This window comes from Pseudomonas sp. TE3899, assembly GCF_056279105.1.
This window is the reverse complement of the sequence record NZ_JBWBQR010000001.1, coordinates 1,531,595-1,557,439: the sequence shown is the minus strand read 5'-3', so window position 1 is coordinate 1,557,439 and position 25,845 is coordinate 1,531,595. Positions and strand designations below refer to the sequence as shown.

The 25,845-nt window shown below is 59.1% G+C and carries 22 protein-coding genes; 9 read left to right on the top strand and 13 right to left on the bottom strand.

The features are described from left to right. Window positions 1–30 precede the first annotated feature (30 nt). The 10 genes from ACZ89E_RS06970 to ACZ89E_RS06925 all read right to left on the bottom strand — a co-directional run bounded on the left by ACZ89E_RS06970 (window position 31) and on the right by ACZ89E_RS06925 (window position 11,959). Complete coding sequence (locus tag ACZ89E_RS06970; RefSeq protein WP_476255194.1) at window positions 31–1,533, bottom strand: ArnT family glycosyltransferase; 1,503 nt, start codon at window positions 1,531–1,533, stop codon at window positions 31–33. 145 nt (window positions 1,534–1,678) lie between these two features. Further along, window positions 1,679–3,400, bottom strand: a complete 1,722-nt coding sequence (gene arnT / locus ACZ89E_RS06965; protein ID WP_476255193.1) for a lipid IV(A) 4-amino-4-deoxy-L-arabinosyltransferase — start codon at window positions 3,398–3,400, stop codon at window positions 1,679–1,681. A gap of 149 nt (window positions 3,401–3,549) precedes the next feature. After that, entirely contained in the window at window positions 3,550–4,227 is a 678-nt protein-coding gene (gene pmrG / locus ACZ89E_RS06960) for a lipopolysaccharide core heptose(II)-phosphate phosphatase PmrG (protein ID WP_476255192.1), read from the bottom strand. A gap of 326 nt (window positions 4,228–4,553) precedes the next feature. Then, window positions 4,554–5,102: a PqiC family protein gene (locus tag ACZ89E_RS06955; RefSeq protein WP_463257352.1), complete on the bottom strand. Its 549-nt coding sequence runs from the start codon at window positions 5,100–5,102 to the stop codon at window positions 4,554–4,556. Window positions 5,103–5,119: 17 nt separating this feature from the next. Continuing rightward, complete coding sequence (locus ACZ89E_RS06950; protein WP_149661990.1) at window positions 5,120–6,775, bottom strand: PqiB family protein; 1,656 nt, start codon at window positions 6,773–6,775, stop codon at window positions 5,120–5,122. Then, on the bottom strand, window positions 6,756–7,403 hold the full coding sequence (locus tag ACZ89E_RS06945; protein ID WP_149661989.1) for a paraquat-inducible protein A: 648 nt from the start codon (window positions 7,401–7,403) through the stop codon (window positions 6,756–6,758). Before ACZ89E_RS06945 ends, ACZ89E_RS06950 begins: the two co-directional genes overlap by 20 nt. Next, window positions 7,400–7,996 (bottom strand): paraquat-inducible protein A, encoded by a 597-nt coding sequence (locus tag ACZ89E_RS06940; protein ID WP_476255191.1) that lies wholly within the window; start codon window positions 7,994–7,996, stop codon window positions 7,400–7,402. The genes ACZ89E_RS06945 and ACZ89E_RS06940 overlap by 4 nt, the downstream gene beginning before the upstream one ends. A 132-nt stretch (window positions 7,997–8,128) precedes the next feature. Continuing rightward, the gene (locus ACZ89E_RS06935) at window positions 8,129–9,430 is read right to left on the bottom strand and encodes an NAD(P)/FAD-dependent oxidoreductase (RefSeq protein ID WP_476255190.1); all 1,302 of its coding nucleotides are present in this window, start codon (window positions 9,428–9,430) and stop codon (window positions 8,129–8,131) included. Further along, window positions 9,427–10,515 (bottom strand): polyamine ABC transporter substrate-binding protein, encoded by a 1,089-nt coding sequence (locus ACZ89E_RS06930; protein ID WP_476255189.1) that lies wholly within the window; start codon window positions 10,513–10,515, stop codon window positions 9,427–9,429. Before ACZ89E_RS06930 ends, ACZ89E_RS06935 begins: the two co-directional genes overlap by 4 nt. A gap of 85 nt (window positions 10,516–10,600) precedes the next feature. Then, complete coding sequence (locus tag ACZ89E_RS06925) at window positions 10,601–11,959, bottom strand: glutamine synthetase family protein (protein WP_149660741.1); 1,359 nt, start codon at window positions 11,957–11,959, stop codon at window positions 10,601–10,603. A 161-nt stretch (window positions 11,960–12,120) separates the two neighbouring features. Between ACZ89E_RS06925 and ACZ89E_RS06920 the strand changes: the two genes are divergently transcribed. The 4 genes from ACZ89E_RS06920 (at window position 12,121) to ACZ89E_RS06905 (ending at window position 16,178) form a co-directional block, all read left to right on the top strand. Further along, complete coding sequence (locus tag ACZ89E_RS06920) at window positions 12,121–13,029, top strand: helix-turn-helix domain-containing protein (RefSeq protein WP_149660742.1); 909 nt, start codon at window positions 12,121–12,123, stop codon at window positions 13,027–13,029. 201 nt (window positions 13,030–13,230) lie between these two features. Beyond that, entirely contained in the window at window positions 13,231–14,430 is a 1,200-nt protein-coding gene (locus ACZ89E_RS06915; protein WP_476255188.1) for an alpha-xenorhabdolysin family binary toxin subunit A, read from the top strand. Between the two features lie 27 nt (window positions 14,431–14,457). Further along, window positions 14,458–15,501 (top strand): alpha-xenorhabdolysin family binary toxin subunit B, encoded by a 1,044-nt coding sequence (locus ACZ89E_RS06910; protein ID WP_476255187.1) that lies wholly within the window; start codon window positions 14,458–14,460, stop codon window positions 15,499–15,501. Window positions 15,502–15,671: 170 nt separating this feature from the next. Beyond that, on the top strand, window positions 15,672–16,178 hold the full coding sequence (locus ACZ89E_RS06905) for a cupin domain-containing protein (RefSeq protein WP_178129209.1): 507 nt from the start codon (window positions 15,672–15,674) through the stop codon (window positions 16,176–16,178). A gap of 206 nt (window positions 16,179–16,384) precedes the next feature. Here ACZ89E_RS06905 and ACZ89E_RS06900 read toward each other — a convergent pair whose 3' ends face one another. Further along, window positions 16,385–17,005, bottom strand: coding sequence for a dTMP kinase (locus tag ACZ89E_RS06900; RefSeq protein ID WP_149660415.1), 621 nt, complete (start codon window positions 17,003–17,005; stop codon window positions 16,385–16,387). Between the two features lie 248 nt (window positions 17,006–17,253). On the opposite strand from ACZ89E_RS06900, the gene potE reads away from it, so the two are divergent. The 3 genes from potE (at window position 17,254) to ACZ89E_RS06885 (ending at window position 21,846) form a co-directional block, all read left to right on the top strand. After that, window positions 17,254–18,663, top strand: coding sequence for a putrescine-ornithine antiporter (potE, locus tag ACZ89E_RS06895; RefSeq protein ID WP_149660414.1), 1,410 nt, complete (start codon window positions 17,254–17,256; stop codon window positions 18,661–18,663). Continuing rightward, the gene (locus tag ACZ89E_RS06890) at window positions 18,660–20,945 is read left to right on the top strand and encodes an Orn/Lys/Arg family decarboxylase (protein ID WP_463257382.1); all 2,286 of its coding nucleotides are present in this window, start codon (window positions 18,660–18,662) and stop codon (window positions 20,943–20,945) included. Before potE ends, ACZ89E_RS06890 begins: the two co-directional genes overlap by 4 nt. A 241-nt stretch (window positions 20,946–21,186) precedes the next feature. Continuing rightward, window positions 21,187–21,846 carry an MliC family protein gene (locus ACZ89E_RS06885; protein ID WP_476255186.1) on the top strand — a complete coding sequence of 220 codons (660 nt, stop codon included), beginning with the start codon at window positions 21,187–21,189 and terminating at the stop codon, window positions 21,844–21,846. Window position 21,847: 1 nt separating this feature from the next. On the opposite strand, the gene ACZ89E_RS06880 is transcribed toward ACZ89E_RS06885, so the two are convergent. Next, complete coding sequence (locus ACZ89E_RS06880) at window positions 21,848–22,753, bottom strand: LysR family transcriptional regulator (protein ID WP_476255185.1); 906 nt, start codon at window positions 22,751–22,753, stop codon at window positions 21,848–21,850. A 117-nt stretch (window positions 22,754–22,870) separates the two neighbouring features. Here ACZ89E_RS06880 and ACZ89E_RS06875 point away from each other — a divergent pair, with 117 nt between their 5' ends. Then, entirely contained in the window at window positions 22,871–23,866 is a 996-nt protein-coding gene (locus tag ACZ89E_RS06875) for a zinc-dependent alcohol dehydrogenase family protein (RefSeq protein ID WP_476255184.1), read from the top strand. A gap of 25 nt (window positions 23,867–23,891) precedes the next feature. Continuing rightward, complete coding sequence (locus tag ACZ89E_RS06870; RefSeq protein ID WP_476255183.1) at window positions 23,892–24,452, top strand: chorismate mutase; 561 nt, start codon at window positions 23,892–23,894, stop codon at window positions 24,450–24,452. A gap of 113 nt (window positions 24,453–24,565) precedes the next feature. On the opposite strand, the gene ACZ89E_RS06865 is transcribed toward ACZ89E_RS06870, so the two are convergent. Continuing rightward, window positions 24,566–25,708, bottom strand: a complete 1,143-nt coding sequence (locus ACZ89E_RS06865) for a patatin-like phospholipase family protein (RefSeq protein WP_476257023.1) — start codon at window positions 25,706–25,708, stop codon at window positions 24,566–24,568. Window positions 25,709–25,845: the final 137 nt, after the last annotated feature.

The following is a 25,845-nucleotide window of genomic DNA, read 5'->3' as shown; positions in this document are numbered from 1 at the left end:
GGCAAGCTATCTCTGCCGGGGTGGTGTGGGTCAGGGCTGCGGGATAAACGCCACGCTCTGGTCCTCCCGACCATGGAACATCCGCTCACCGTTAGTGGGCGTGGTGGTGATGACCTGATGGTCGACACTCAGATAGCCCAACGGCAAGGCATCACCATTGCGGTATTGCGCCACGATGATGGTGCGCTGCGGGTCCCAGTGTTGGCCGCTGGTGGCATCAAGCCAGGTCATCAAAGCGGCGCTGTCGCCCGTGCGTGGGTAGTTCTGGTTTTCCTGCACGTAATAGAAGGGCGCACCGCCGGTTTGCAGGTACATCGGCACTTTGTTGTCGACTTCGATCATGACCAGGCGCCAGTCCTTGAGGGGCGCACGCTTGCTCGCCTCAAACTTGACCGTCTCACCGAATTGAACCACGCCGCCACCACCGTTGGTCCACGGATAGAGCACGCCCAGCACCGCGAGCAATAACACGGTGGCCGCACCGAAACCGATCTTCCAGCCACGACTCACCGGGTTGCGTTGGGTGATCCACCAAGCCCCAAGCAATTGCGCAAATGGCACCAGGGGCAACACGTAGTAACTGCGCCGACTGCCGCTGGCGGTGAAGAACAACATCAACAACCCCAGGCCCCAGATCAGCCAGCGGGTATTGGGTTCGATGCTGCGCCAGTGCCGCACGGCGACCCACAACGCGATCAACCAGCACGGCGCCCAGGGCAGGGTGTAGACCGGCAGGTAAATCAGGTAGGTGTAAATCGGCCCGATGTTGTCGAACGGCTGGAAAAACCGCACGACGTTTTCCCGCAGCACCAGGCCCAGGCCACTTTCGCCATAGGTTGGCGCGCCGTAGACGTGGGACAGGACAAACGGCGTCATGTAGAACGCGCCAGCGATCATCAAGGCCAGGCACAGCCGCAGATTGAGATGGCGTTTCCAGCGCCCGTCCTGCAGCACATGGGGCAACAGCAGCAAGCCCGGCAGAATGAAGCCGATCAGGCCTTTGAACAGCGAGGTCAGTGACAGCAGCAGAAAAAATCCCAGGTAGCGCGACAGGCGAGTGTCTTGCGGCCCGCGCCAGTACCACCACACCGCCGCCAGTACACCGCACACGGTCAGGATGTCAGCCGTGGCCACCCGCGCCCAAAACACGAAGTAGAACGTGGTCGCCAGCATCCACCCGGCAATCAGCCCGGTGCCTTTGCGAAACAATTGCTCGCCCAGCAGGTACACCAGCCACACGCTTAACCACGCCGAAATCACCGAGGACAGGCGCAGCGACCAGTGTCCCAGGCCGCCGGTCAACCACGCCGTGGCGGTGATCAGCCAATAGGACGGCAGTGGCTTGTCGTAATACGGCCCGCCCTTGAGGTACGGATCAAAATAGTCACCGCTCTGGAGCATCTGCAAGGCGATGTTGGCCCAGCGGGTTTCCGCGCCCCAGAGCTCGCGCGAACCTAAACCCAACAACAACATCAAGGCAGTCGCGCCCAGCAGGAGCCACAGCGCGGCCCTGTCACTTGCGTGGAACTTCATGGAGGGTTTCCTAAAACTTGAATGAGCACCGCAGTCTCTTGTGGGAGCGGGCTTGTTCGCGAAGACGTCGTGTCAGTCGCCACCTGCTTTGACTGATGCACCGCATTCGCGAGCAAGCCCGCTCCCACAGGTTTGGTGTTTGTCGTTACGGACTTTGCGGGAAAATCAGAATTTCAAGATTGCCACGCTCATAGCGCTTGCCATCCACCGGCAACAACTCGACTTCCTGGACCTCTTGCACACTGTTGACCCGCATCACCACCCCTACCGAGCCTTTCTTGCGTGCTTCAGTCATCCATTGACCAACGCTGTCCTTGGTGACTTTGCGCGAATCCATGGCCGGATCGTCCAGACCATATTTCAGCTCGCCAATGGTGTTGAACAGGTCAACCTGAGGTCGCTTCAGTCGCCAGGACAAGGCCGATGCCGCACCCAGGTCGTTACTGAGCAGGGAGGAGGTCTGGCTCAGCGCTTCCAGGTGTTCGGCAATGAACTGGTCAGGCATCTTGCTGTTGACGATCGTCGCCGGCATCGCCGCTGGCAGCAGCGCCACCAGTAGCCAGCTGCCCAAAGCCGGCGCAGCCCAGAACTGCAAGGGTCGTGAGACTTGCAACGCATTGGCGATGATCCAGCCGGCCAACACGATATAGGCCAGGGACAGGCTGAACATCTCGGTGTTTTCGAAGATTTCCTTGGTTGCCTGGATGTATATCAAGGCGATCAGGCCAACGCAGCCCAACACCACATTGATGGCACCGTTGAAACGAATGGCCCGGTCTTGCGCCTGATCGATAAGGCCCGTCAGGGCATGCCCCATCAGCAACGCCAGCGGCAGCAGGCACGGCATGATGTAGGTCGGCAACTTGCCGCTGCTCAGGCTGAAAAAGGTCAGGGGCAACAGCAGCCACAACAGCAGGAAACCCATGGCCGGTTCACGCTTGTTTTTCCAGGCCTGGATAAAGGTCGACGGCAACAACGCCGCCCAAGGCAGGCTCGAAGCCACCAGCAACGGCAGGTAGAACCACCACGGCCGGGCGTGTTGCGCGTCGTCAGCGGCAAACCGGCGAATGTGCTCATTCCAGAAGAAAAACCGCCAGAAGTCCGGTTCCTGATGGTGAATGGCAAGCACCCACGGCAGGCAGGTCACGGCAGCCACAACCAGCGCTATCGGCCCGTAGCGCAGCAACTCGCCCAAGCGACGTTGCCAGAGCATGTAGGGCAGGGCGATCAGCACCGGCAACAGCCAGGCGAGGAAACCCTTGGTCATAAAGCCCATGCCGCAGGCAACCCCCAACAAGGTCCAGGCACCGAGGCGTTGTTTACCTGAAGGGTTATCGAGGGCGAACCACAACGCCACCAGACTCAAGTTCACCCAGAACGTGAATTGCGGATCGAGGTTCGCATAACCGGCTTGCCCGGCAATCAGCCCGAAACTCATGTAGAGCAACGCGCACGCGCCACTTTTGCGCGGGTCGTTCCACAGTCGGCGGGCAATCAGGTAGGTCAGCCACACGCTCAGCCCGGTGCTCAACGCCGAGGCGATCCGCACACCGAACAGGTTATCGCCGAACACCGCCTGGGCGATGGCGATCATCCAGTAGCCGGCGATGGGTTTTTCGAAATAACGGATACCCATGAAATGCGGGGCGATCCAGTCACCGCTCAGGCGCATTTCCTGGCTGATCTGGCCATAGCGGGTTTCGTCGGGAATCCACAAGCCGTGGCTCATCAACGGCAGCAGATAGAACAGCACGAAGGCCAGGAGCAAACCGGGAACGATCCAGCGTTCGACGGCGGTGGGTGCAGGGGCGGGGCGTCTGTGCAGCTTCGCCGCCGGGTGTTGCAACAGATTGTGATGGGACGTCATGAGAAATCCTTAACGCGAGGACGCTGTGGATCCAGCGCACTATCAGCCATCCTCGCTGAACAGCGCCTGAAGGAATTCAAGCCAGAGAGATGTTTATTGATGAGTAGCGAACTAACAGTCTCAACTTTAAATAACTAACGACCGCAGCCTTACTTCAACGATTTATCGTTCAACAGCGAACGCCAATCAGCGTCATTCAGTACGCCCAGTACTTGAAGTTGCCCATCGCTGCCAATACTGGCAAACAATGAACTGCTGTATTCGGCGGTGGCCGCGTGCTTGAAACCGGTCTGGACCTCGAAATCGCTGATGCAACCGCTGTGGGTGACCAGCACTGTATTGCGATGGGCCACCTTGTGCGCGATCACATCGTCGCGCAGGGTGTCGCCACAACTGGCCAGCCAGGCCTGGGTCAGCGCTTCCTTGCCGAACATATAGTGCGCGGTTTGTTGGGTGCGCGTGACCGGGCTGGTAAAAACGTCGGCCTGAGCCATGCCCAGGCGCATAAAGCCTTGGCCCACCGAGGCTGCAGACTGACTGCCGAGTTCGGTAATGCCGTCCGCCGGACCCAGGCAAGGGTTGCTGGAGCGGTCGCAGCGCTCGGCATGACGCACCAATACCACCACGTCGCCGGCGCGCCAGTGCCGGAGCAGTTCGGCGCGAGCCTGGGCATTCGCATTGCCCAGGTTGACCGGGGATCGATGCCACACGACGAAACCGGTGACCAGCGCTGCCACTGTCAACAAGACTGACACGCTGATAATCCTGACGAGTTTCGACGGTCGCCAGCGGCGCGACGGCATGGCGGATGACACTGATTCGATCACGGTGCTGCCCCTTATACGACAGTATTGAAACCTGCTTAGTCAAACTTTCAGGAATGCTCGGCACACTAAGGGGCGGCGCGTATGAGCACGGTGAAACGAATGTGAAAAATTTGCGGAGAAAGGCTCTGTTATTCACGAAACTGTTTCCTTTTAGTTTCAGTGGTCGGAGCGTAGTCGATTAAGTCGAATGGCGTGGGTGTGTTTGAAAACCAATGTCAAATACGACGAGAGAAACAGTTAAAGTTATTCCGGCATTACGAATAGGAAATAACAACTCAACGGCAGGTATTTCGCCGTTGAGCGGGTTCATTGCAGAGCAGGTACTTTCAGAGAGGCGCCGGGCAACCCCGTTGCGTGGCCGCCGCTTGACTGATCACCGCAGCCAGGCGTTTGACGTTGTTCTGCTGCGCCGTCACCAAATCCTCAATGGAAGGCCCGGACGGTGTCTGCAACGTACTGCGGCACGTCACCAGCGAGTTATCGCCTGCACCCAGCGGCCGCAGGCGCCATTTGACATCGATCAAGCCGTACTGGCCGGGAATCGAGTCGAAACGCTGCACATCCACCCGCAACGACACCTTGCGTTGGGAATTGGCGTTGGACAGTTGATCCACCAGCGCACTGCGCAACTCGTCCGACAGGCTCGCGCCCCACCAATCGGTTTCAAGGATCGCCAGACCGCTGTTGCCCTGGCGAATGACGATCTGCGGCCGATCGACCTGGGGCGGCACGCTGATGCCTTCGATCTTGATTTCGTCGCCATTGCCCCTAGCCAGTTGCGCCGGGGTCAGGGTATGAAAGTGAATCGGATCGCTGCGACACGCCGCGAGCAGCAGCAACGCAGCGACCAGGGTGATCTTCGGCGAAAAAGCCATGGGTGTTGCTCCTGTGGTCAGTTACGCGGTGGCCCTTGCAGGTCGGCCGGCGCTGCATTGTCGGGGCGCCCGCGAATCAGCGATTCCGGGTGCCGTCCCAGGTAATCCGAGAGTTCCCGCAGGGAACGCGACATGCGTTTGAGTTCGTCCAGGGTCTGGGTCAGTTGTTCCCGTTGCGGCGAATCTTCGGCGAGGGTCGAACTGGCCGAATTCAGGGTCTTGCTGACGTCCGCCAGGGTCGTCTGCACGCCGGGCAGGGTCTTGGCGTTGAATTGCGCCAGGCCTTTGCGCAACTCGACGAGGTTGCTGTCGAGGTTGCTGGCAATCCGTTCCACCGGCAGTTGGTTGATCTTGTTGACCATGGCCTCGAGTTTTTCCTGCAATTGCTCGAGGCTGCCGGGGATGGTCGGGATGCTGACCGGCCGCGCGTCCGGATCGAACTTGACCTTCTCCGCCTTGGGGTAGAAATCCAGCGAGATGTACAGCTGACCGGTCAGCAGATTGCCGCTGCGGGCCTGTGCGCGAAGGCCGTTTTCGATAAACGTGCCCATCAGGCGTACGCCGGCGGCTTCGTCATTGGGGTCATGCATCAACGCCTTGATCATTTTGGTATGAGCCTGGCCGAGGCGTTGCGGGTAAATCACGATGCCGACGTTGACCGGGAAGCTGCGTTTCTTCTCGTCGAAATCCAGATTGATCGCCACCACCTTGCCGATTTCCATGCCGAGGAATTCCACCGGAGCATCGACCTTGAGCCCGCGCAGGGCCTGGTCGAAACGCAGGCTCAGGTACTGCGCCTTGCCATTGGGCGGGGCGAGGGCGGTGGTCTGGTCGTCGAACAGCTCGAAGGTCTTATCCTCGGCGGCGGGTTGATCGTTGGGGCTGTACTGCGGGGCGATGAAGGCAATACCGCCCACCAACAGCGAGGACAGCGATTCGGTCTTCACCGCGAACCCGTTGGCGCCGATGTTCAGGTCGATGCCGCTGGCGTTCCAGAACCGGGTGTTTTCGGTGACGTAGGCGTCGTTGGGCGAGTGCACGAAGACTTCAAGATTGACCCCTTTGCCGTCCGCATCCAGCGCATACGCCACCACTTGGCCGACCGGGATCTTGCGGTAGTAGACCGGCGAGCCGATATCCAGCGAACCGAGATCCTGGGAGTGCAGGGTAAAGCGCTTGCCCGGTTCGCCGTAGGTGATCGGCGGCGGGTTCTCCAGGCCGGTGAAGTTTTTCGCACGACCGTTGGCGTGACCGATATCGGCGCCGATGTAGTCGCCGGACAACAGCGTATCGATGCCCGAGACCCCACCCGCGCCGATGCGCGGGCGCACCACCCAGAACTGCGAGTCTTCGCGGGTGAAGGTTTCTGCCTGTTTGGCGAGTTTGATGGTGGCATCGACACTCTTCTGGTCTTTGCTCAACTCCACGTCAGAGACATGCCCGATTACCACGTTGCGGTACTTGACCTCGGTCTTGTTGGCGGTCAGGCCGTTGCCGGTCTTGAAGGTCACGACAATGGTCGGGCCTTCTTGCATGAGGCTGTGCACCACCAGGGAAATCCCCACCAGCACGGCCACGATCGGCACGATCCACACCAGCGAAACGCTGAAACGGCGAGTCTTGATACTGGCCTGTCCCGGGGCTTGCGGCCCGTCAGTGGCTTGCGACTTCATCCGTGACCTCCTCGTTATGGGGCGCTTTATCCCAAATCAATCGTGGGTCGAAACTCATCGCCGAGAGCATGGTGAAGACCACCACCAGGCCAAAAAACAGAATGCCGGGCCGCGGTTCGATGTCAGCCAGGGCCTGGAATTTCACCAGCGAAGCGACCAGCGCGACCACGATGACATCGAGCATCGACCAATAACCGATGACCTCGACGAAACGGAACAGCTTCGAGCGCTCCTTGCGCGCCCACAGGCTGTCGCGCTGAACGGTGATCAGCAGCAGCGTCAGGGCGACGAATTTGATGCCGGGCACGGCGATACTGGCGATAAAAATGATCAGGGCAATGTCCCAGGCTCCGGCCTCCCAGAACTCCAGCACGCCGCTCATGATGGTGCTGTCGGCACCGGCACCGACCATTTTGGTGTTCATCACTGGCAACAGATTGGCCGGGACATAGAACGCCAGCGCGGCGAACAGGTAGGCCCAGGTCCGGGCCAGAGAGTTGACCTTGCGCCGATGCAACGGGGCGCCGCAGCGTTCGCATTCCTGAGGATCGTTGGTCATGTCGCAGGCCATGCCGCAGCTGTGACACAGGCACAGGCCCAGTTCGCTGGCGACCGGGGGCGTTGTCATAGCTCGTCCCACAGTTCACGGATATCGCGCCCGGCAATGCGGATCATCATCAAGCTGAGAATGGCCAGGGCGAACAGGCCGATGCCGGGCAGCACATCGAGCAACCCGGCGAGCTTGATCACCGCGACCATCGCTCCCAGCAGGCAAACTTCCAGCATGCTCCAGGGCCGCAGGGTTTCCAGCCAGCGCATGCTGAAGCGAAACCCTGGCGAGCGCTGACGGGCGAGGGCGAAGCTCAGGACCCAGATCAACAGGACCAGTTGAATGATCGGCGCGATGATCATGGCGATTGCCGCCACCATGGCAATGAAGGTGATCGGGCCAAGGCTCAGGGCCAGTACCGAATCCCACAGTGTGGCGCTGTTTTTCAGGCCTTTGAGGCTGATGCTCATGACCGGGAAAAAGTTGGCGAAAATCCACAACACCAGCGCCGTGAAGGTCAAGGCCAGGCGCTGCTCCAGCGTCAGGCCGTTATACCGCTGGAGCACGCCACCACAGCGGGTGCACAGGGTTTTCTGATGTTTGGCGAGCGTGACTTTTTCATACACGCAGTCGCAGTGCTCGCAGATGATCAACGGGTCAGTCGTGGCCATGGGTCGCATTCGCAAGGAAGTCAGAGCACCTCCTCAATATAGAAGTGCCTTGCGATAGAGCAAATCGAAAGGCGGTTCAAAGGGATGCGACGACCCAATGTAGGAGCGAGGGTTTTCACCAAGAAGAAGGTGTCAGCCAAGCATCTCGCGCAAGCGATACCAGAACATGCCCAGCGCCAGCAGCGGTGAGCGCAAGGCGCGGCCGCCGGGGAAGGTCATGTGCGGCACGGCGCTGAACACATCGAAGCCTTTGCTGTGGCCGGCGTGGATCGCTTCACCCAGCAGCTTGGCGCACCAGTGGGTCACATTCAGGCCATGGCCGGAATAACCCTGAGCGTAGAACACGTTCGGGTACTGGCTCAAGCGGCCGACCTGGGGAAAACGGTTGGCCGAGATGCCGATCTTGCCGCCCCATTGATAGTCAATGCGCACGCTGGCCAGTTGCGGGAACACCTTGAGCATGGCCGGGCGCATGTAAGCGGCGATGTCCGAAGGATCGCGCCCGGAGTAGTGACAGGCGCCGCCGAACAGCAAGCGCCGGTCCGCCGAGAGCCGGTAGTAATCCAGGCCGACCTTCTGGTCGCACAGCGCCAGGTTCTGCGGGATCAACTGTGCGGCGACTTCTTCTGACAACGGTTCGGTGGCGATGATGTAGCTGCCCGCCGGCAGCACCTTGCCGCTGAGTTTCGGTTCCAATTCTTCAAGATGCGCGTTGCAACCCAGCACCACGCTGCCGGCGCGGATCGTGCCGCCGGCACAACGAACCTGCACGGTGCTGCCATGGATCAACTCCAGCACCGGACTTTGCTCGAAGATCCGCACGCCGAGGGACACGGCCAGACTCGCTTCGCCCAATACCAGGTTGAGCGGGTGCAGATGCCCGGAGCCCATGTCGATCAAGCCACCGGCATACACCCCGGAATTCACCACTTGCTGGCGAATCTGTTCCGGCCCGATCAGTCGGGTCTCATGGGCGTAACCCTGTTCGATGAGACCTTCTTGCTCAACCTTGAACGCCGCAAACTGCGCCGCCGTGTTCGCCAGTTCACAGAAGCCCCAGCGCAGGTCGCAGTCGATCCCGTGTTCGCGGATGCGGTTGCCCACGAGCGCCACGGATTCAACCCCGGCCTGCTCCATGTAACGCACGCCTTCTGCACCGACATAGCGGGCAAACCCGCTGACATCATGGCCGATGCCGCGAATCAACTGCCCGCCGTTGCGCCCGCTGGCGCCCCAGCCAATGCGCCGGGCCTCCAGCAGGATCACCGACAGCCCGCGTTGCGCCAGTTCGATGGCGGTGTTGACACCCGTGAACCCGCCGCCGATCACGCAGACATCGGCGTCAAGGTCCGAGGCCAACGTGGGGTAGGGCGCCAGGCGCTTCGCCGTGGCGGCGTAATAGGAATGGGCGTGTTCGTGGCTGTACTGATTCATTTGTTGGACTTCACTTTGCTCCAGGAACGGGTCATCAAACGCATGATCGCCTGGGGCGGGGTGGTAGAAATGTAGAGCTTGTCGAGCACCGCCTGGGAAGGATAGACCTCAGGGTTGTTCACCAACGCCTCGTCCATGTACTGCTTGGCGGCCGGGTTCGGGTTGGCGTAACCCACCGAGGCGCTGACCTTGGCGATCACTTGCGGGTCCAGCAGGTAATTGATGAAGGCGAGGGCTTCTTTGGTGTTGGCGGCGTCGGCGGGAATCGCCAGCAGGTCAAACCACAAGTTGCTGCCTTCCTTTGGAATGGCATAGGCGATGTTCACGCCGTTCTTCGCTTCCTTGGCCCGATTGGCGGCCTGGAACACGTCGCCGGAGTAACCGAACGCCACGCAGATGTCGCCGTTGGCCAGGTCAGAAACGTATTTCGACGAATGGAAATAGGTGATGTACGGCCGAATGCTCATGAGCTTGGCTTCAGCTTTTTTGAAGTCCTCGGGGTTTTCGCTGCGCGGGTCCATGCCCATGTAGTTGAGCACCGCCGGGAACACTTCATCCGCCGAGTCCATCATCGATACGCCGCACTGGCTGAGTTTCTTGATGTTCTCCGGCTCGAACAGCACGGCCCAGGAATCGATATGGTCGATGCCCAGCACTTGCTTGACCTTGTCGACGTTGTAGCCGATGCCGTTGGTGCCCCACAGGTACGGCACCGAATGCGCGTTCTCGGGATCGTTTTTCTCCAACAGCGTCAGCAGTTTCGGGTCGAGGTTCTTGAAGTTGGGCAGTTGCGAGCGGTCCAGTTTGAGGAACGCCCCGGCCTTCACCTGGCGCGCGAGGAAGTGGTTGGACGGCACCACCACGTCATACCCGGTGCGGCCGGCGAGCAATTTGCCTTCCAGGGTTTCGTTGGAGTCGAATACGTCGTAGATCACCTTGATCCCGGTTTTGCCCTGGAAGTCGGCGAGGGTGGTTTCGCCGATGTAATCGGTCCAGTTGTAGACGCTGACCTGTGGCTGAGCCTGGGCACCGGCACTGAACATGATCGCCAGCGCGACCGGAACCACGGATTTCAATAGACGCATTCGACACCTCTTTTTGTTGTTGGATGATCGTTCCCACGCTCTGCGTGGGAATGCAGCCCGGGACGCTCTGCGTCCCTTTGCCGGATTAGACGCTCAGCAGCAGAAACTCCCGCTCCCAGGAACTGATCACGCGCTTGAAGTTTTCATGTTCGGCGCGTTTCACGGCGACATACCCGCGCACGAATTTGCTGCCCAGGTAACGCCCGACGGTTTCGCATTCTTCCATCTGGCTCAGGGCGTCTTCGATGGTGATCGGCAGGCGCAGGTTGCGTCGTTCATAGGCGCGGCCCTGCACCGCGGCGCTCGGCTCGATCTTCTCGACCATGCCGAGGTAACCGCACAACAGGCTCGCGGCAATCGCCAGGTACGGGTTGGCATCGGCGCCCGGCAAACGGTTTTCCACGCGCATGGCGTCCGGGGTGGAGGTCGGCACACGCAGGCCGACGGTGCGGTTTTCTTCGCCCCATTCAACGTTCACCGGTGCCGAGGTGTCCGGCAGAAAGCGGCGGAACGAGTTCACGTTGGGCGCGAACATCGGCAGCACTTTCGGGATGTACTTTTGCAGGCCGCCGATGTGGTGCAGGAACAACTCGCTCATCTTGCCGTCGGCATCAGCGAAGATCGGCTGACCGGTGACGATGTCGACCACGCTCTGGTGCAAATGCATGGCGCTGCCCGGCTCGTCGCCAATCGGCTTGGCCATGAAGGTCGCGGTCACGTTGTGCTTGAGCGCCGCTTCGCGCAGGGTGCGTTTGAACACGGTGATCTGGTCGGCCAGGTCGAGGGCATCGCCGTGGCGGAAGTTGATTTCCATCTGCGCCGGGCCGTCTTCGTGGATCAGCGTGTCGAGGTCCAGGCCCTGGAGTTCGCACCAGTCGTAGACGTCTTCGAACAACGGATCGAATTCGTTGGCGGCATCGATGGAGAACGATTGCCGGCCACTTTCCGCTCGGCCGGAACGGCCCAGGGGTGCCTTGAGCGGCAAGTCCGGATCTTCACAGCGCTGGGTCAGGTAGAACTCCATTTCCGGCGCGACAATTGGCTTCCAGCCCTTGTCGGTGTACAGCTGCAAGACTTTCTTCAGCACGTTGCGCGGCGACAGTTCGATCGGGTTGCCGAACTTGTCGAAGGTGTCGTGGATCACGATGGCGGTCGGCTCGATGGCCCATGGAATCACATACACCGCGTCGGCCACGGGTTTGCAGACCATGTCGATATCGGCCGGGTCGAGCAGGTCGTAGTAGATGTCGTCGTCGACAAAATCCCCGGTTACTGTTTGCAGAAGCACACTTTCCGGCAGGCGCATGCCTCGCTCATGCAGGAACTTGTTGGTGGGTGCAATCTTGCCGCGAGCGATGCCGGTCAAGTCGCTGACCACACACTCGACCTCAGTAATCTTGTGATCTTTCAGCCACGTGAACAGCTGATCGAAAGGGACATTCATAAAGACCTCGTTATTGGTTTTGGTAACGCCGGGGAGGGCGGTCGCATCCGACAGACACTTCCCCTGAAGCGCGTTGACGACTATCTTGGGCGAGCCTTGCGGTTCCATCTATCCACTTTAAGCAGCACCAAAACGCACCAAACGAGTGCGTAAGGTCACCCATGACAGTGTGCAATCCGTTACAAGTCCAAGCGTTCAATACCGCCGATGTCGCCGAGCAAATCCGCGCCACACCGGGTTGGGTGCAGCATTACCAGCAGATGTCGCCGGGGCATTTCGCCGGGCTGGTGCGTTATCTGGACCTGCAAGGCGTAGAGATTTACGAAGAACACATGAACACCCGGGTCGAGCAGAATTTCAGTGCGCCGCAGGGATCACTGGCGTTCTGTTTTGATCGCAGTGACAACTCGCTGTACGTGCTGAATGGCGAAAGTCGCAACATCTGGATCACCCCGGAGAACTATCAGGAGATCGCCGTGGTGTTCGGTCCTGAGTTCGTGCAGCGCCATGGCTTGAATGTGACACGGCTGGAAGGGCTGTTCATGTCGCCGCTCAATTGCCAGCAGAACGCGCTGTTCAGCCGCTGGTTAAGCGGGACCTTGACCCGATTGGCACAAACCCTGGACCCGCCCAGTCGCGAAGCCTTGACCCTGCAACTGCTGGAAGACTGCCTGTACATCCTCGACAACGCCTGCGTGCGCCTGGATCAGGGCGGGTTGCAGCGGCGGACCGAGGAGCGAACGATCATGAAGCGCGTCGGCGAATGGGCCGCCGATGCGCCAGAAGAAACCCTCAATCTGCTCGAGCTTTCCCAAGTCGCGGGGGTTTCGCTGCGTCAGTTACAGCATGCGTTCAAGGCCTTTACCGGCATGACACCGACCCATTGGTTGCGCTTGCGCCGGCTCAATAGTGCGCATCGCGAATTACTCAGCCGCACAGCGATGCAGACCACGGTCGCCGAAGTGGCGATGCATTGGTCGTTCTGGCATTTGGGGAGGTTTTCCAGCAGTTATTACGCGCTGTTCAAAGAGTTGCCGAGTGAGACGCTCAAGCGTGGCAGTCGAGTGTAACTAAGCCGGCAACTAGTAATTGCCTGTAGGACGCATCCTGCATATGTAGCTCGATGTTTCGGGGCCGATCGACTTTCGAATCTATTTCTTTGCACATCAAGTAGTTAGAGATTCCGCCAAGCATTCCTTTTATTTGACGAGGCACCACGGTCATCTAGCTTCTGTTCGTCGCTATCGACATCAATGAACCGAGGCAAACGTATGTCTGTTGTGTTGAAAGATTCAGAAAGCAGTAATGATCTTCCCAAAGCTGTACTGCATCTGATCTCGGGTGAATATCCGGGTGTGGCTCGCAGTGCCGGGGTATTTACCAAAGAAGATGTCATCAAAATAAAACAGTATGTGAAGAAAGGTTTGTCACTGCCGAGCGAACTGCCGGAAGTCGAGTCGTACCTGAAATACACCAGGCTCGATATCCCCGGGCTGGAACCCAGTGATATCCAGGTGTTATTCAAGAAAATCCGCATACACGCCGCCAGTTGGGATGCGGTCGAAAACAAGATCATCCAGCAAAGCATCGACTTGAGTTCGGCGGCTAAAAACATTGTCAGCAGTGGTGGCGAGATCATTTCCGTGATCAAGGAAATGCCGATCATGGACCGGGTCCGGACCACCTTGGGTCAACGGAGCAAAGATGAACTGGAAGGTATCCGATATACCTCGGATGACGGTGAAGTCGCGTCCGCGGTGACTGAAATCATCGAGCTGATGAAGGCCGATATCAAACGCCAGCAGGGCGCAACCAAAGAGCTTAAAAACCGTATTTCCAACTTCAAGATCGAACTGGCCGGTGGCGAATTGTCCACCGGCAAGCGAGCCTTTGGCTTGCAGTCCGAGGTCAAGGCCAAGTACGACCTGATGGAACGCAACAGTCTGCTCGAATCCATCGCCAGTTCCAAAGAAGCCATCCGGACCAAAAAAGACCGGATCACCCAGTTGGATAAGGACTACGACTATTACGTCGGTATGTCGTTTTCCGGTGGCTTGCCAATTTTCTGGCCGATTTCCGGTTCGATCTTTGGTCCGAAAGCCGAAGCCGCCCGCAAAGAGCGCAATGCGCTGAAAAGCGAAGTTGATGAGTTGGAACTGTCCGTCAGTGGCAAGGAAGGATTGCAAAGCGCCATGGAGAGCTCCCTGTCGAACTTTGGCGATATCGGCATCCGCATGGCCGGCGCTGAAGCGGCACTCAATATCCTCAACACGATGTGGCAAACCATTCTGAGCAAGATCGATGCATCCGCCGAACAATTCGCACGGATCAACGATGCCTTGCGCCTGACCTCATTTGTCGCGGAGTTCGCGATGGTCATCGACCCGTGGCGTGATGTGAAAAACACCGCAGGTGAGTTGGTGGCTGTATTTAATGAAGCCCTGGAAGAATACAAAAAGAACTTTAATTGATTGCCCGGCGACCAAAGGATGACTGCCATGACTAATGTGACACCGATCGATAATCCGCGTATTCCCGACATCGACGTTAAAAAAATCATTCAAACCATTCGCGATATTTCGAGGCTGGCCAGCTTCCGACAGAACCGGTCCGACGTATTGCAGGAGAGGGCGCTGCGGGTTTCCGCGTATCTGAACAACATCGATAAAACCATGCGTGAATCTTTCCCGGTATTGCTGACCGCGCTGAATGGCGCCACCGGCCAGAGCTACTTTGATGCCCTCGCCGAGTTGAACGACGCTTTGGCCAGGAATGATCTGACGGCGCAAGATCGAGAAATGGTCGGCGAGGAAGTCGTGAACATCAAACGCAACATCGAGGCGATGCTGGAAGGCGTTGAAGCCAAGTTTACCGACCGCTCCCGGTTTCTCGAGAACGAAGTACGCAGCCTTTACAGGGTTGAAATAGATGAGCGTGCGGATGAACCGCTGAAAGTGGCCAGGGCGCGCAAAACCAGAATCCTGGTGGAGTTAAATGATCACAGCCTGAGCAAAGCGAAAGCCGAGCAGCAGCGAGACACGCTGATCAAGGCGCAGGACGTGATTCGCGAGTTCAACCTGGCGGACATGTATAAAAACTACATCCCAGACGGTGAAGCGCTTGACGGCCTGGACATGGAGAATCCGAAAAAAGAAGCGGTGAAGCAGGGGATTGAACTGGTCAGAAAGGTGCTGGGCGTTGTGTCTGACGGCATCAAGTACAGTGAACTGGCGACCTCACGGAACAATCTGGACAAGGAGATTCAGAGCCTCTCTCAGTTGAAGGATGGGTTGAACAGAGAGCTTCAGACGGCCGAGGATGCCTTATCCGACATCAACGCCATCGTGGAAGTAAGCCGTCAACGCAGAACAGTCGGTGAGGAAATCATTACTGTGGCGGGTGTATGGTTGGGGTTTTCGCTGAATCTGGATAATCTGAAACGTATGGATTACACCCAGGCTGAGTTGTCGAGATTCCTGAATCGATACAAATCTCATCTAGCGACGTTAAGCACTGACTACAACAGCATCATGATTCATTGATACAGACGTGCGGTTTATCCTACGGATTGACCGCACTTTAATTGGCGCTGTGTAGAGCAGGGTGTTCGCGCGTATATGCTATAAAATAATAACTATGCTAAATGACCGTTTAGTTTAGTTATAAAAAATACTTTTATATCAGCACCATTATGGAAGAAGGACACAGGAAGATGCACAGCCAACCCAATGCCAAGGAACTGATCAACGCTCTCGAATTGGAAGAACACGTTGAAGGCGGTTATTACCGCAGAACCTTTCAATCGGATCGCCACCCCATGGTCGAGACCGAGCGCGGCCAGCGCTATTTGATGACCTCCATCTATTACTTGCTGACTCGGAATTCGCCCATTGGCTATTTTCACTTCAACCAATCCGACATCGTGCATTACTACCATCTGGGCGATGCAATCCAGTACAGCCTGATTTTCCCGGACGGCACATTGCAAACTGTGGTGATGGGCGGCGACGTTGTTGCGGGTCAGTGTTTGCAGTTGCACGTACCCGGCGGTATCTGGAAGGCTTCGCGGATTATCGACGGACCTGCGGGTTACGGTCTGATCAGTGAAGCGGTTTCGCCTGGATTCGATTACGCGGATATGGAAATGAGCGACCGCCAGAAACTCACGGCGCAGTTTCCCGAGCATACGGCGCTGATCGAGAAAATGACGCAGGGGTAATGCGGTGCAGGTGATCGAGATCGAGATCGAGTGCTTCAAGTCGTTCAGAAGTATTTACACGTGAAGGACCTGGCGTGGTCAGGCCCAATCTTCGGGCAACCAGGCTAATCCTGAAACATCTTGTTACGTGTAATGTATATTATGTTAAATGATGTGTCTGAACGGACCCTCTCGGTAACCGTGCCTTACATTTGAACAATTAAGCGCTATACGGTGAATCGAAGGACTTTGTAGATCTCGCAAACCACCTGCATCGTTGCGTCTTCGATCGTTCCTTCATTACGGCATAACACCCAGCCGTGATCGGCGATCGCTCGTTCGAACGCCTGGGTACAAGCGACATGATCTTCCAGCTTGTACATCACCGTACTGCTCAACCCACGCCGTCGTGCCGCAGCTCTCGCCCATGACAGTTCAGGGTCGGTGACAACCCCGACATGCAGGTCTGGCACTTGCACGTTTCGATCAATGTTCAACTGCAGAATCTCTGCAAACGGGATCATTCGGCGAAACGCTGCATCAGACGGGTACCAGCGGTCGATCAGGATGAGGCTGTCGGGCGGCTGTTTAGTCAGCACGTGCTGCGAAATCCAGGCACGACTATCAGCAAAGCGTTCACAAACCCTCAACTCCAAATCCCGGGTAGGATTTCTGACGAGTTTGTTCACGAGGGCCATAGTTTCACCCCTGTAGGGATCGCTTTTACTCTCGCAAAGCCGGATCACCTTTTTGTTGTCGGCCCTCAGTACTTTCGTAACGGCCTCCAACAGTGTGGTTTTACCGGCGCCCTTGGGGCCATCCAGAGAAACAAACAGCGGACGATTCATTCTTCACATAACGGTTGATATACGGTTTTTTAGCCCGGTTCGTTCCCTGGAACCGCTTGGCGCGACGACACGAAGAAGGACCGGATGAGCAGATGTCGACGAGCACTCTAACCCGGTTCCCGGCTAACGGGCTTCAAAATCCAGGTTTTCAGCCTTATTCATATCCGCTATTGAACCTCCGTCGCGTTGCACCCTCTGCATCCTTTGCTATATCTAAATTCCACAACGCAATCTAATGAGGCAACGGAATGTCAGTCGCGAAGAAAATGAGTGTGGGGCAACTGACGATGTTGACGGCCGTCAACATGTTGGGCTCGGGCATTGTGTTGTTACCCACCAAACTCGCCGAAGTCGGCGCCATTTCCATTCTTTCCTGGCTGATCACTGCAACTGGCTCACTGGCTCTGGCGTATGCCTTTGCCCGGTGCGGGATGCTCAGTCGCAAGACCGGCGGCATGGGTGGCTATGCCGAATATACGTTCGGCAAGGCCGGGAACTACCTGACCAACTACACCTACGGCGCGTCGCTGCTGATTGCCAATGTGGCGATCAGCATTACGGCGGTTGGCTACATCCAGGTGCTGTTCGACGTGAAGCTGGACTCGCTGCAAGTGGGTCTGGCGACCATTGCCTTGCTGTGGATCACCACCTTCGCCAACTTCGGTGGCGCGCGGATTACCGGGCGCATCGGTGCGGTGACGGTTTGGGGGGTTATTGCGCCAGTGGTGCTGGTGTCGACCATCGGCTGGTTCTGGTTCGACAGCAGCACGTACGCCGCTGGCTGGAACCCGCACAACAAGGGCTGGATGGAAGCTGCGGGCGCTTCCGTGGCGATCACCTTGTGGGCGTTCCTGGGGCTGGAATCGGCGTGCGCCAACACCGATGCCGTGGAGAACCCCGAGAAGAACGTGCCGATTGCGGTCCTAGGCGGCACCCTGGGGGCGGCGGTGATCTACATCGTTTCCACCAACGTCATTGCCGGCATCGTCTCCAACCCCGAGCTGGCCTCCTCCACCGCCCCGTTCGGGCTGGTGTTCGCCAAAATGTTCACGCCGCTGATCGGCGATATCGTGATGGCCGCGATGATTATGGCCTGCATCGGCTCGCTGCTCGGTTGGCAATTCACCATTGCCCAGGTGTTCAAGAGCTCGGCGGACACCGGCTATTTCCTGCCGATATTCGCCAAGGCCAACAAGGCCGGCACGCCGATTGTCGGCATGCTGATCCTGCTCGCCGGGCAGACCGCGTTGGGCCTGCTCACCATCAGCCCGGACCTGAGCAAACAGTTCGACACCCTCGTCAACCTGGCGGTGGTGACCAACCTGGTGCCGTACATCCTGTCCATGGCCGCGCTGGCGACCATGCAGAAAGTGTCCAACGTGCCCGCTGGCAAGGCGCTGGTGACCAACATCATCGCCTGGGTCGCGGCGGCCTACAGCTACCTGGCGCTCTACAGTTCGGGCGAGCAGGCACTGATGCTCGGCGGCGTAGCGACGATCTTTGGTTACACGCTGTTCGGCTTCGTCAATAACCGCCTGATCCGCCTCGAAGCCCTCAATAACAGCGTGCCGACCCAAACCGTCAGCGCGCAGCACATCACGGGCGAGCCGGTGCCGGTCAACCGCTTGCAATCCGCCACTTTGGAGCCTCAGTCATGACGCAATATCGACAAACCCTCGGGATGCTCACGCTGCTGGTGAGCAACCCGCCGGACAAACGCACCGTCTTCGGTCGCGCCCTGGATCAATTGATCCACGATGTGGAAGAACGCGCCGTCCACGTCATCGCCTCGGAAACCCTCAGCGATGCGACGTCGATCCTGTGCACCGATCCTGCCGTGCAATGCGTGTTGCTCAGCTGGGAAATGGACAAGAGCGAAAACCACGAAGAATGCATCAAATTGCTGGTTAGCCTGCGCGAACGCAATACCCGCGTGCCGGTGTTCCTGATCAGTGACCGCAGCACCGCGTCGAACATTCCGCTGGTGGTGATGCAGCACGCCGACGACTTTATCTGGCTGCCCGAGGACACCAGTCGTTTCCTCAGCGGGCGCATCCTCGCCGCCATCGAACGCTATCGCCAGGCCGCGCTGCCGCCGATGTTCGGCGCGCTGGTGAAGTTCGCCCGTACTTATGAATATTCCTGGCACACCCCCGGCCATGCCGGCGGCACCGCGTTTCTGAAAAGCACGGCGGGCCGGGCGTTTTATGAGTTCTTCGGGGAAAACCTCCTGCGTTCCGACCTGTCGATTTCAGTCGGTGAACTCGGTTCGCTGCTCGATCACAGCGGCCCGATCGGCCAGGGCGAACGCTACGCCGCCAAAGTCTTCGGCGCCCACCGCACCTATTACGTGACCAACGGTTCATCGACGTCCAACCGCGTCATCCTCATGGCCAGCGTCACACGTAATCAGATTGCCCTGTGCGATCGCAACTGCCACAAGTCCGCCGAACACGCGATGACCCTGTCCGGGGCGATCCCGACCTACCTGGTGCCGACCCGCAACCGCTTCGGCATCATCGGCCCGATCCTGCCGCAAACCCTGAGTGCCGAAGGCGTGAAAGCGGCCATCGCCAACAACCCGTTGGTCAGGGACGGCATCGACCCGACGCCGGTCCACGCGATCATCACCAACTCGACCTACGACGGCCTGACCTACAACGTCACCCGGGTTGAAGAGCTGTTGGGCCAGAGCGTGGATCGCCTGCATTTCGACGAGGCCTGGTACGGTTACGCGCGGTTCAATCCGTTGTATCGCGAGCGCTTCGCGATGCACGGCAGCCCGGACGATCACGACGCGTCCAAGCCCACCGTGTTCGCCACCCAATCGACCCACAAACTGCTGGCCGCCCTCTCCCAGGCCTCGATGATTCACGTGCGCAACGGTCGCAATCCCATCGACCACGGGCGTTTCAACGAGTCGTTCATGATGCACGCCTCCACCTCGCCCAACTACGCGATCATGGCCTCCTGTGATGTCAGCTCGGCGATGATGGAAGCCCCGAGTGGGCAGATCCTCACCACCGAGTCCATCGAAGAAGCCGTGTCGTTCCGCCAGGTCATCTCGCGCATGCACAACGAGATGCTGAGCAAGGACGACTGGTTTTTCACCTGCTGGCAGCCGCCGTCGGTACACGTTGGCGGCACGACCGTTCCATTCCATGAAGTCGATCCAGTGCTGCTGAAAACCGAGCCGAACTGCTGGGTCCTGCACCCGAACGAGGTGTGGCACGGTTTCGGTGACATTGAGGACGGCTACTGCATGCTGGACCCGATCAAGGTCTCGGTGCTCAGCCCCGGCATGGGCGACGACGGCAATTTGCTCGACTCAGGTATTCCGGCCTGTGTGCTCACGGCGTACCTCGGTCGCCAGGGCATCGTGGTCGAGAAAACCACCGATTTCACCATCCTGTTCCTGTTCTCCATCGGCATCACCAAAGGCAAGTGGGGCACCCTGGTCAACGCCCTCCTCGACTTCAAGCGCGACTATGACAACAACGTCGAGCTGGAGCTGTGCCTGCCGGACCTGCTGGCCGCCAACCAGACGCGATACGCCGGCATGGGCCTCAAGGACCTGGCCGACGACATCTTCGCCGCCATGAAGAAACACAAGACCACCGCCAACATGGCCCAGGCTTTCGGCATGCTGCCCAAAGCCGAATTCAGCCCGGTGCAAGCCTACGAGAAACTGGTGCGCAACGACATCGAACGGGTCACCCTGGAAGAAGCCGCCGGACGCATCGTCGCTACCGGCATCGTGCCGTATCCGCCAGGCATTCCATTGCTGATGCCAGGCGAAAACGCCGGGCCTGCGGACGGGCCGCTGCTGGCGTATCTCAAGGCGCTGGAAGCCTTCGACAAATCCTTCCCCGGGTTCACCCATGACACCCACGGGATCGAAAGCGAGGCCGGGGTTTATACCTTGCTGGTGCTGAAATGAGGTAGGCGGTTCGCCGGAACATAAAAACGCCCTGACGACCTGTCGGGGCGTTTTTGTATCTGCAAGAAGTGCGTGAGCGTATGGCCCTGTTCGCCCCGGCTCGTTGGCCGCCGCCGGGCGGAGTGGCAAGTTCCAAGCGCTGACGTACACTGCGTACACCCACTGCGAACGAATGACGGTTCATGGATCGACAGGTCCCACGGCAATCCGGGCATCACGTAACGATCTGGGTGAAGCCAGCATGAAAACGCTCACGACCCTTTTCACCCGTCTGTTTGCTGCCAGTCTTTGGGTGGCGACCAGCACCTGTGCCCAGGCGGCCGACCCGCCCCCCCCGCTCAAGACCACCTTCGACTGTGCCCAAGCCAAAGCCTCCCTCGAAAAGCTGATCTGCCGTGATCCACAACTGTTGCAGATGGACATGGAACTGACGCGTCTCTATCGCCTCGCGCTCACCGATGAACGTTCAGTACCGGCGCCGGACAAAATCATCGTCGACCAGAAATTCTGGGCTTTGGAACGCAATCAGTGCGCCACCGATCCAGAGCCCAAGGTATGCGCGATCCGCCGCTACGCCGAGCGCGCCCATCAGTTGCGCCAAGGCTCGGCGATTGTGCGGACCAAGGACCCGGACCGACTGACCGAAGGCCCGCAAACGATTCGATGTCCCGGACTTGATACGCCGATTGCCGCGACCTTTTTCAGCACCCAGCCGGCGGTGGTGTACCTGAAATGGGCGAACACCTCGGTCACCCTGAGCCAGGTGCCGAGTGATGCCGGCGCCCGGTACTCCGGCAAGGATCGCCAGGGGATTTACAGCTTCTGGCAAGACGGCAACACCGTCCTTTTCCAGAAGCCAGTCTCAGGGCAAATGAGTTGTACGGCTGAACCTGAGGGTTGATTCAACCCAGGCAAACGTCGTCATCCACCGCAAACGCATCACGCAAATAGTCGGTAAACGCCCGCACCCGCGCCGATTGGCGGCGATCCGGAGCAAACAGCGCATGGATCGGCAACGACGGCGGTGTGTAGCCGTCCAGCAACGCCACCACGCGCCCGGCCTGCAAGTCCTCACGAAACAACCACGAGGGCGACAGTGACAGGCCCAAGCCACTCAGCACCATCTGCCGAATCGCTTCGCTGTTGTTGCTGCGCACATTGCCTTTGACCTGGACGCTGCGCCATTGGCCGTCGTGCTCGAAGCGCCAACTGTCGAAGTGCTCCAGTTGATTGAAGGCCAGGCAATTGTGGTCGCTCAAATCATCCGGTGCCGCCGGCACGCCGTGCTGTTCAAGATAGCTGGGGGCCGCGAACACCCGGCGTCGCGTCAGACCAATGGGCCGGGCGATCAGGCTGCTGTCCTTCAACTCGCCAATGCGCACGGCGACATCAATCCCCTCGCTGATCAAATCAACGTTCTCGTCGCTCAATTGCAAATCGATCGACACGTCGGGGTGTTGCTGGAGAAAACCGTGCAGCCGAGGCGCGATCTGGATCCGTCCGAAACTGCCTGAAGAAGCGATGCGCAATGGCCCGGCCACCCGCTCCTGGCCGGTCTGGAAGCTGTGTTCGGCATTGTCCACCGCCGCCAGAATCTGCCGACAATGCTCGTAATAACGCTGACCTTCGTCCGTCAGACTGAGGTTGCGCGTGCTGCGGGCGAACAGCCGACCGCCCAGCCTGTTTTCCAGGGCGCCGATCTGCTTGCTGATGGTCGGCTGGCTGAGCCCGAGCTCCCGGGCCACGGCCGAGAAACTGCCCCGCTCCACCACCCGCAGGAAAACTGCCATCGCTTCCAACGTATCCATGACTGCCTACTTGGCGATGATTTGGAATGAATACTATAGGTATTTACGCTCTTATCGGAATCGCTCGACTGCGTGAGACTGTGCCCATCGCCCCAAAACAGTTCAACAGGAGTTCCCATGAGCCAGACCACCATGCACGCCGCCGTCGCCTTGAATGCCGGTGCCGCCCTGCAACTGCAGAACCTGCCACGGCCTGAAATAAAGACCGACCAGGTGTTGATCAAGATCATCGCCAGTGGCGTGAACCCATTGGACACGAAGATCAGCAGCGGCCAGGGCGGCCATGCGCGGCAACCGTTGCCCGCGGTGTTGGGCATGGACCTGGCCGGGGTTGTCGAAGCGGTCGGTGTCGACGTTACGGCGTTCAATATCGGCGACCAGGTCTACGGCATGGCCGGTGGGATTGGCGGTCACCAGGGTTCGCTGGCGCAATACATTGCCGTCGATGCCGATTTGCTGGCGCGTAAACCGCGAAACCTGAGCATGCGCGAAGCTGCCGCCCTCCCCTTGATTTTCATCACCGCCTGGGAAGGCTTGGTGGATCGGGCCAAGGTCCGGGCCGGGCAACAGGTGTTGGTGCAAGGTGGCGCCGGGGGTGTCGGGCATATGGCCGTTCAGATCGCCAGGGCTCGCGGGGCCGACGTGTTCGCCACCGGCAGTGGCAAGGGCCTGGCAATCATCGAGGGCTTCGGCGCCACGGCGATTGATTACCGCAGTCAGGCGCCGGCCGATTATCTTGAGCAACACACCAACGGCGAAGGGTTTGACATCGTGTATGACACGGTCGGCGGCGCGACACTGGACGCCTCGTTCGATGTCTTGAAGGTCTACACCGGCCACGTGGTCAGTTGCCTGGGCTGGGGCGAACACAAACTTGCGCCGCTGTCGTTCCGGGGCGCGACCTATTCCGGCGTTTTCACGTTGCTGCCGCTGATCACCGGAAAAGGCCGCAAGCACCACGGCGAGATCCTCGCTGAGGCCACGCGGATGGCTGAAGCCGGGCAACTGCGGGTGCTGCTGGACGACCGACGCTTTACCCTGGAAAACGTCAATGACGCTCACGCCATCGTTGCTGCGGGACAGGCAATCGGTAAAGTAGTGATCGACATCTGACCGATCCCTGCCTGGATACTCATGAATGAGCGTTAAACCGAAACTTCGCATCCTGTGCTGCGCCGGCCTCAGCCTTATCGTCCTCGACGCCCAGGCCAGCGCGCCACCCGAAACCTTGCAACCGCTATTGGTGACGTTGAACGAACGCCTGAACATCGCTGACCTGGTCGCCCTGACCAAATGGGACAGCGGCAAGCCGATACAGGACAGCCCCCGGGAAGCTCAAGTCATCGCCAACGCCAGGCAATTGGCTACCGACCGTAAAATGGACCCCGAAGACGTCGGCCAGTTACTGGCGGCGCAGATGGAGGCCAACAAACTGGTGCAATACGGCCTGCTCGCCAAATGGCAAGCCACCGGCAAGGCACCAGACACCCCGCGCCCAGACCTCGCCAAACAAATCCGGCCACGCCTGGATGAGCTGCAAAACCGCCTATTGCAGCAATACGCCGACTTCACGCCGTATCGAAAGGATCCACAGTGCGCGGACTGGATCGCAAAGGCACGCGCCAACCTGGCCACCGATCAGTTGCATGAACTGGCATTGATCCGCGCCACGGGGGAGTTGTGTACCGGTAAACCGTAACGCGATCCGTAGCAGTTGGCGCTCGGCTTGTCGCAGCTGTCGAGCCCCAGCGAGGCGGCGTCTGGCGTTATAGCTGCTCTGCTACAACGCCAAACGCAGGCGACGCCACGCGCTCACGTACTCGGCGATTTATGCCACGGATAGCCTTTCGCGCTGAGTTCAAAGGCGTAATCGAATAACCGCTTCATGTACGCGCCATCGAATTTGCGACTACGAGCACCATCAAAATCGGCGCCGATGTACGCCAGGTTGAAGTCCGCGCCGTCCTGTTGGGCGATCCGGTAGATTCGATCGAGGTCGCTGATGCCCTGGGTCTGGATCAAGGTGCTGATGGCTCGGCCGCCGATACTCAAGGTACGACGCTTGGTGCCGGACCACTGCGGTTCCAGTTTGCCGTTGCGAATGACATAGAAATGCCGTTCCCGGCGCAAACGCGCGCCGGTCACCTGGTTCAGCGCCATCACGGTGCCCGGTGGGTAAAGGAACACCTGGGTGAGGACGCCGCCGTCCACGTGCATTTCCTGGAACTGTTTGCCGTCGACTTCTACATCGATCATCACCGGTGAGACCGCGCCGGGAATGCTCATCGACGCCACCATGATGTTGCGAAACAGTTCGAGCGCTCCTGGTGCACCGCTGGCGGCAATCGCGCCCATGTTCCAGGTGACGGCCCGCCCTGAATCCAGGTCGGTGGTGCCGATCATCAGCAGTCGTCCCTTGGCGTATTGCCCGGCGATGGCCGCCAGCACTTCGGCGCTGACGTACTTGGCAATCAAGCGCGACAGTGGCTTGCTGTCGGCCATACCGTCGCTCGCCAGGCGGGTCAGCATGCTGCGCGAATGGAACACGTCTTTGGGACCGATGCCCTTGCAGATCCCCAGAATGATCCCGTCATACTCAGGCCCCAGGTAAGCAAACGGGGCCACCAGGGCGCCGGCGCTGATGCCGGTGACGACCTTGAACACCGGTCGGGTGCCATGCAGGGACCATCCGGCAATGATGCCAGCGGCGAAGGTGCCGGCGTCGCCACCACCCGAGACGGCCAGCATATCGGCCAGCGGCAGCCTGTCATCCGGTGCCTCGGTACTGGCGAACGCCTCGTACTCTCGATGGTTGGCCTCACTCGCATCCCGGATAAACGACGTCAGGTCCTGGTCCAGCCAGTAACGCGCATTGGGGATACCGGGGATGACCGCTTGTTCCGTTAGCGCTTGAGGCACCGCATCTCGACGTTGCAGGCAGCCTTGGCGCAACATGTTCAGCGTTGAGGCGCTGGGCCTGGGTAGAAAGGGTTTCAACACGCCTCCTCCGGTCCCTGCCATCGACAGAGAACGTGCTCGACTATTCGGTGAAATGGCCTCGCCCATCATGCGCGCGCCCTGCAACCGTGACT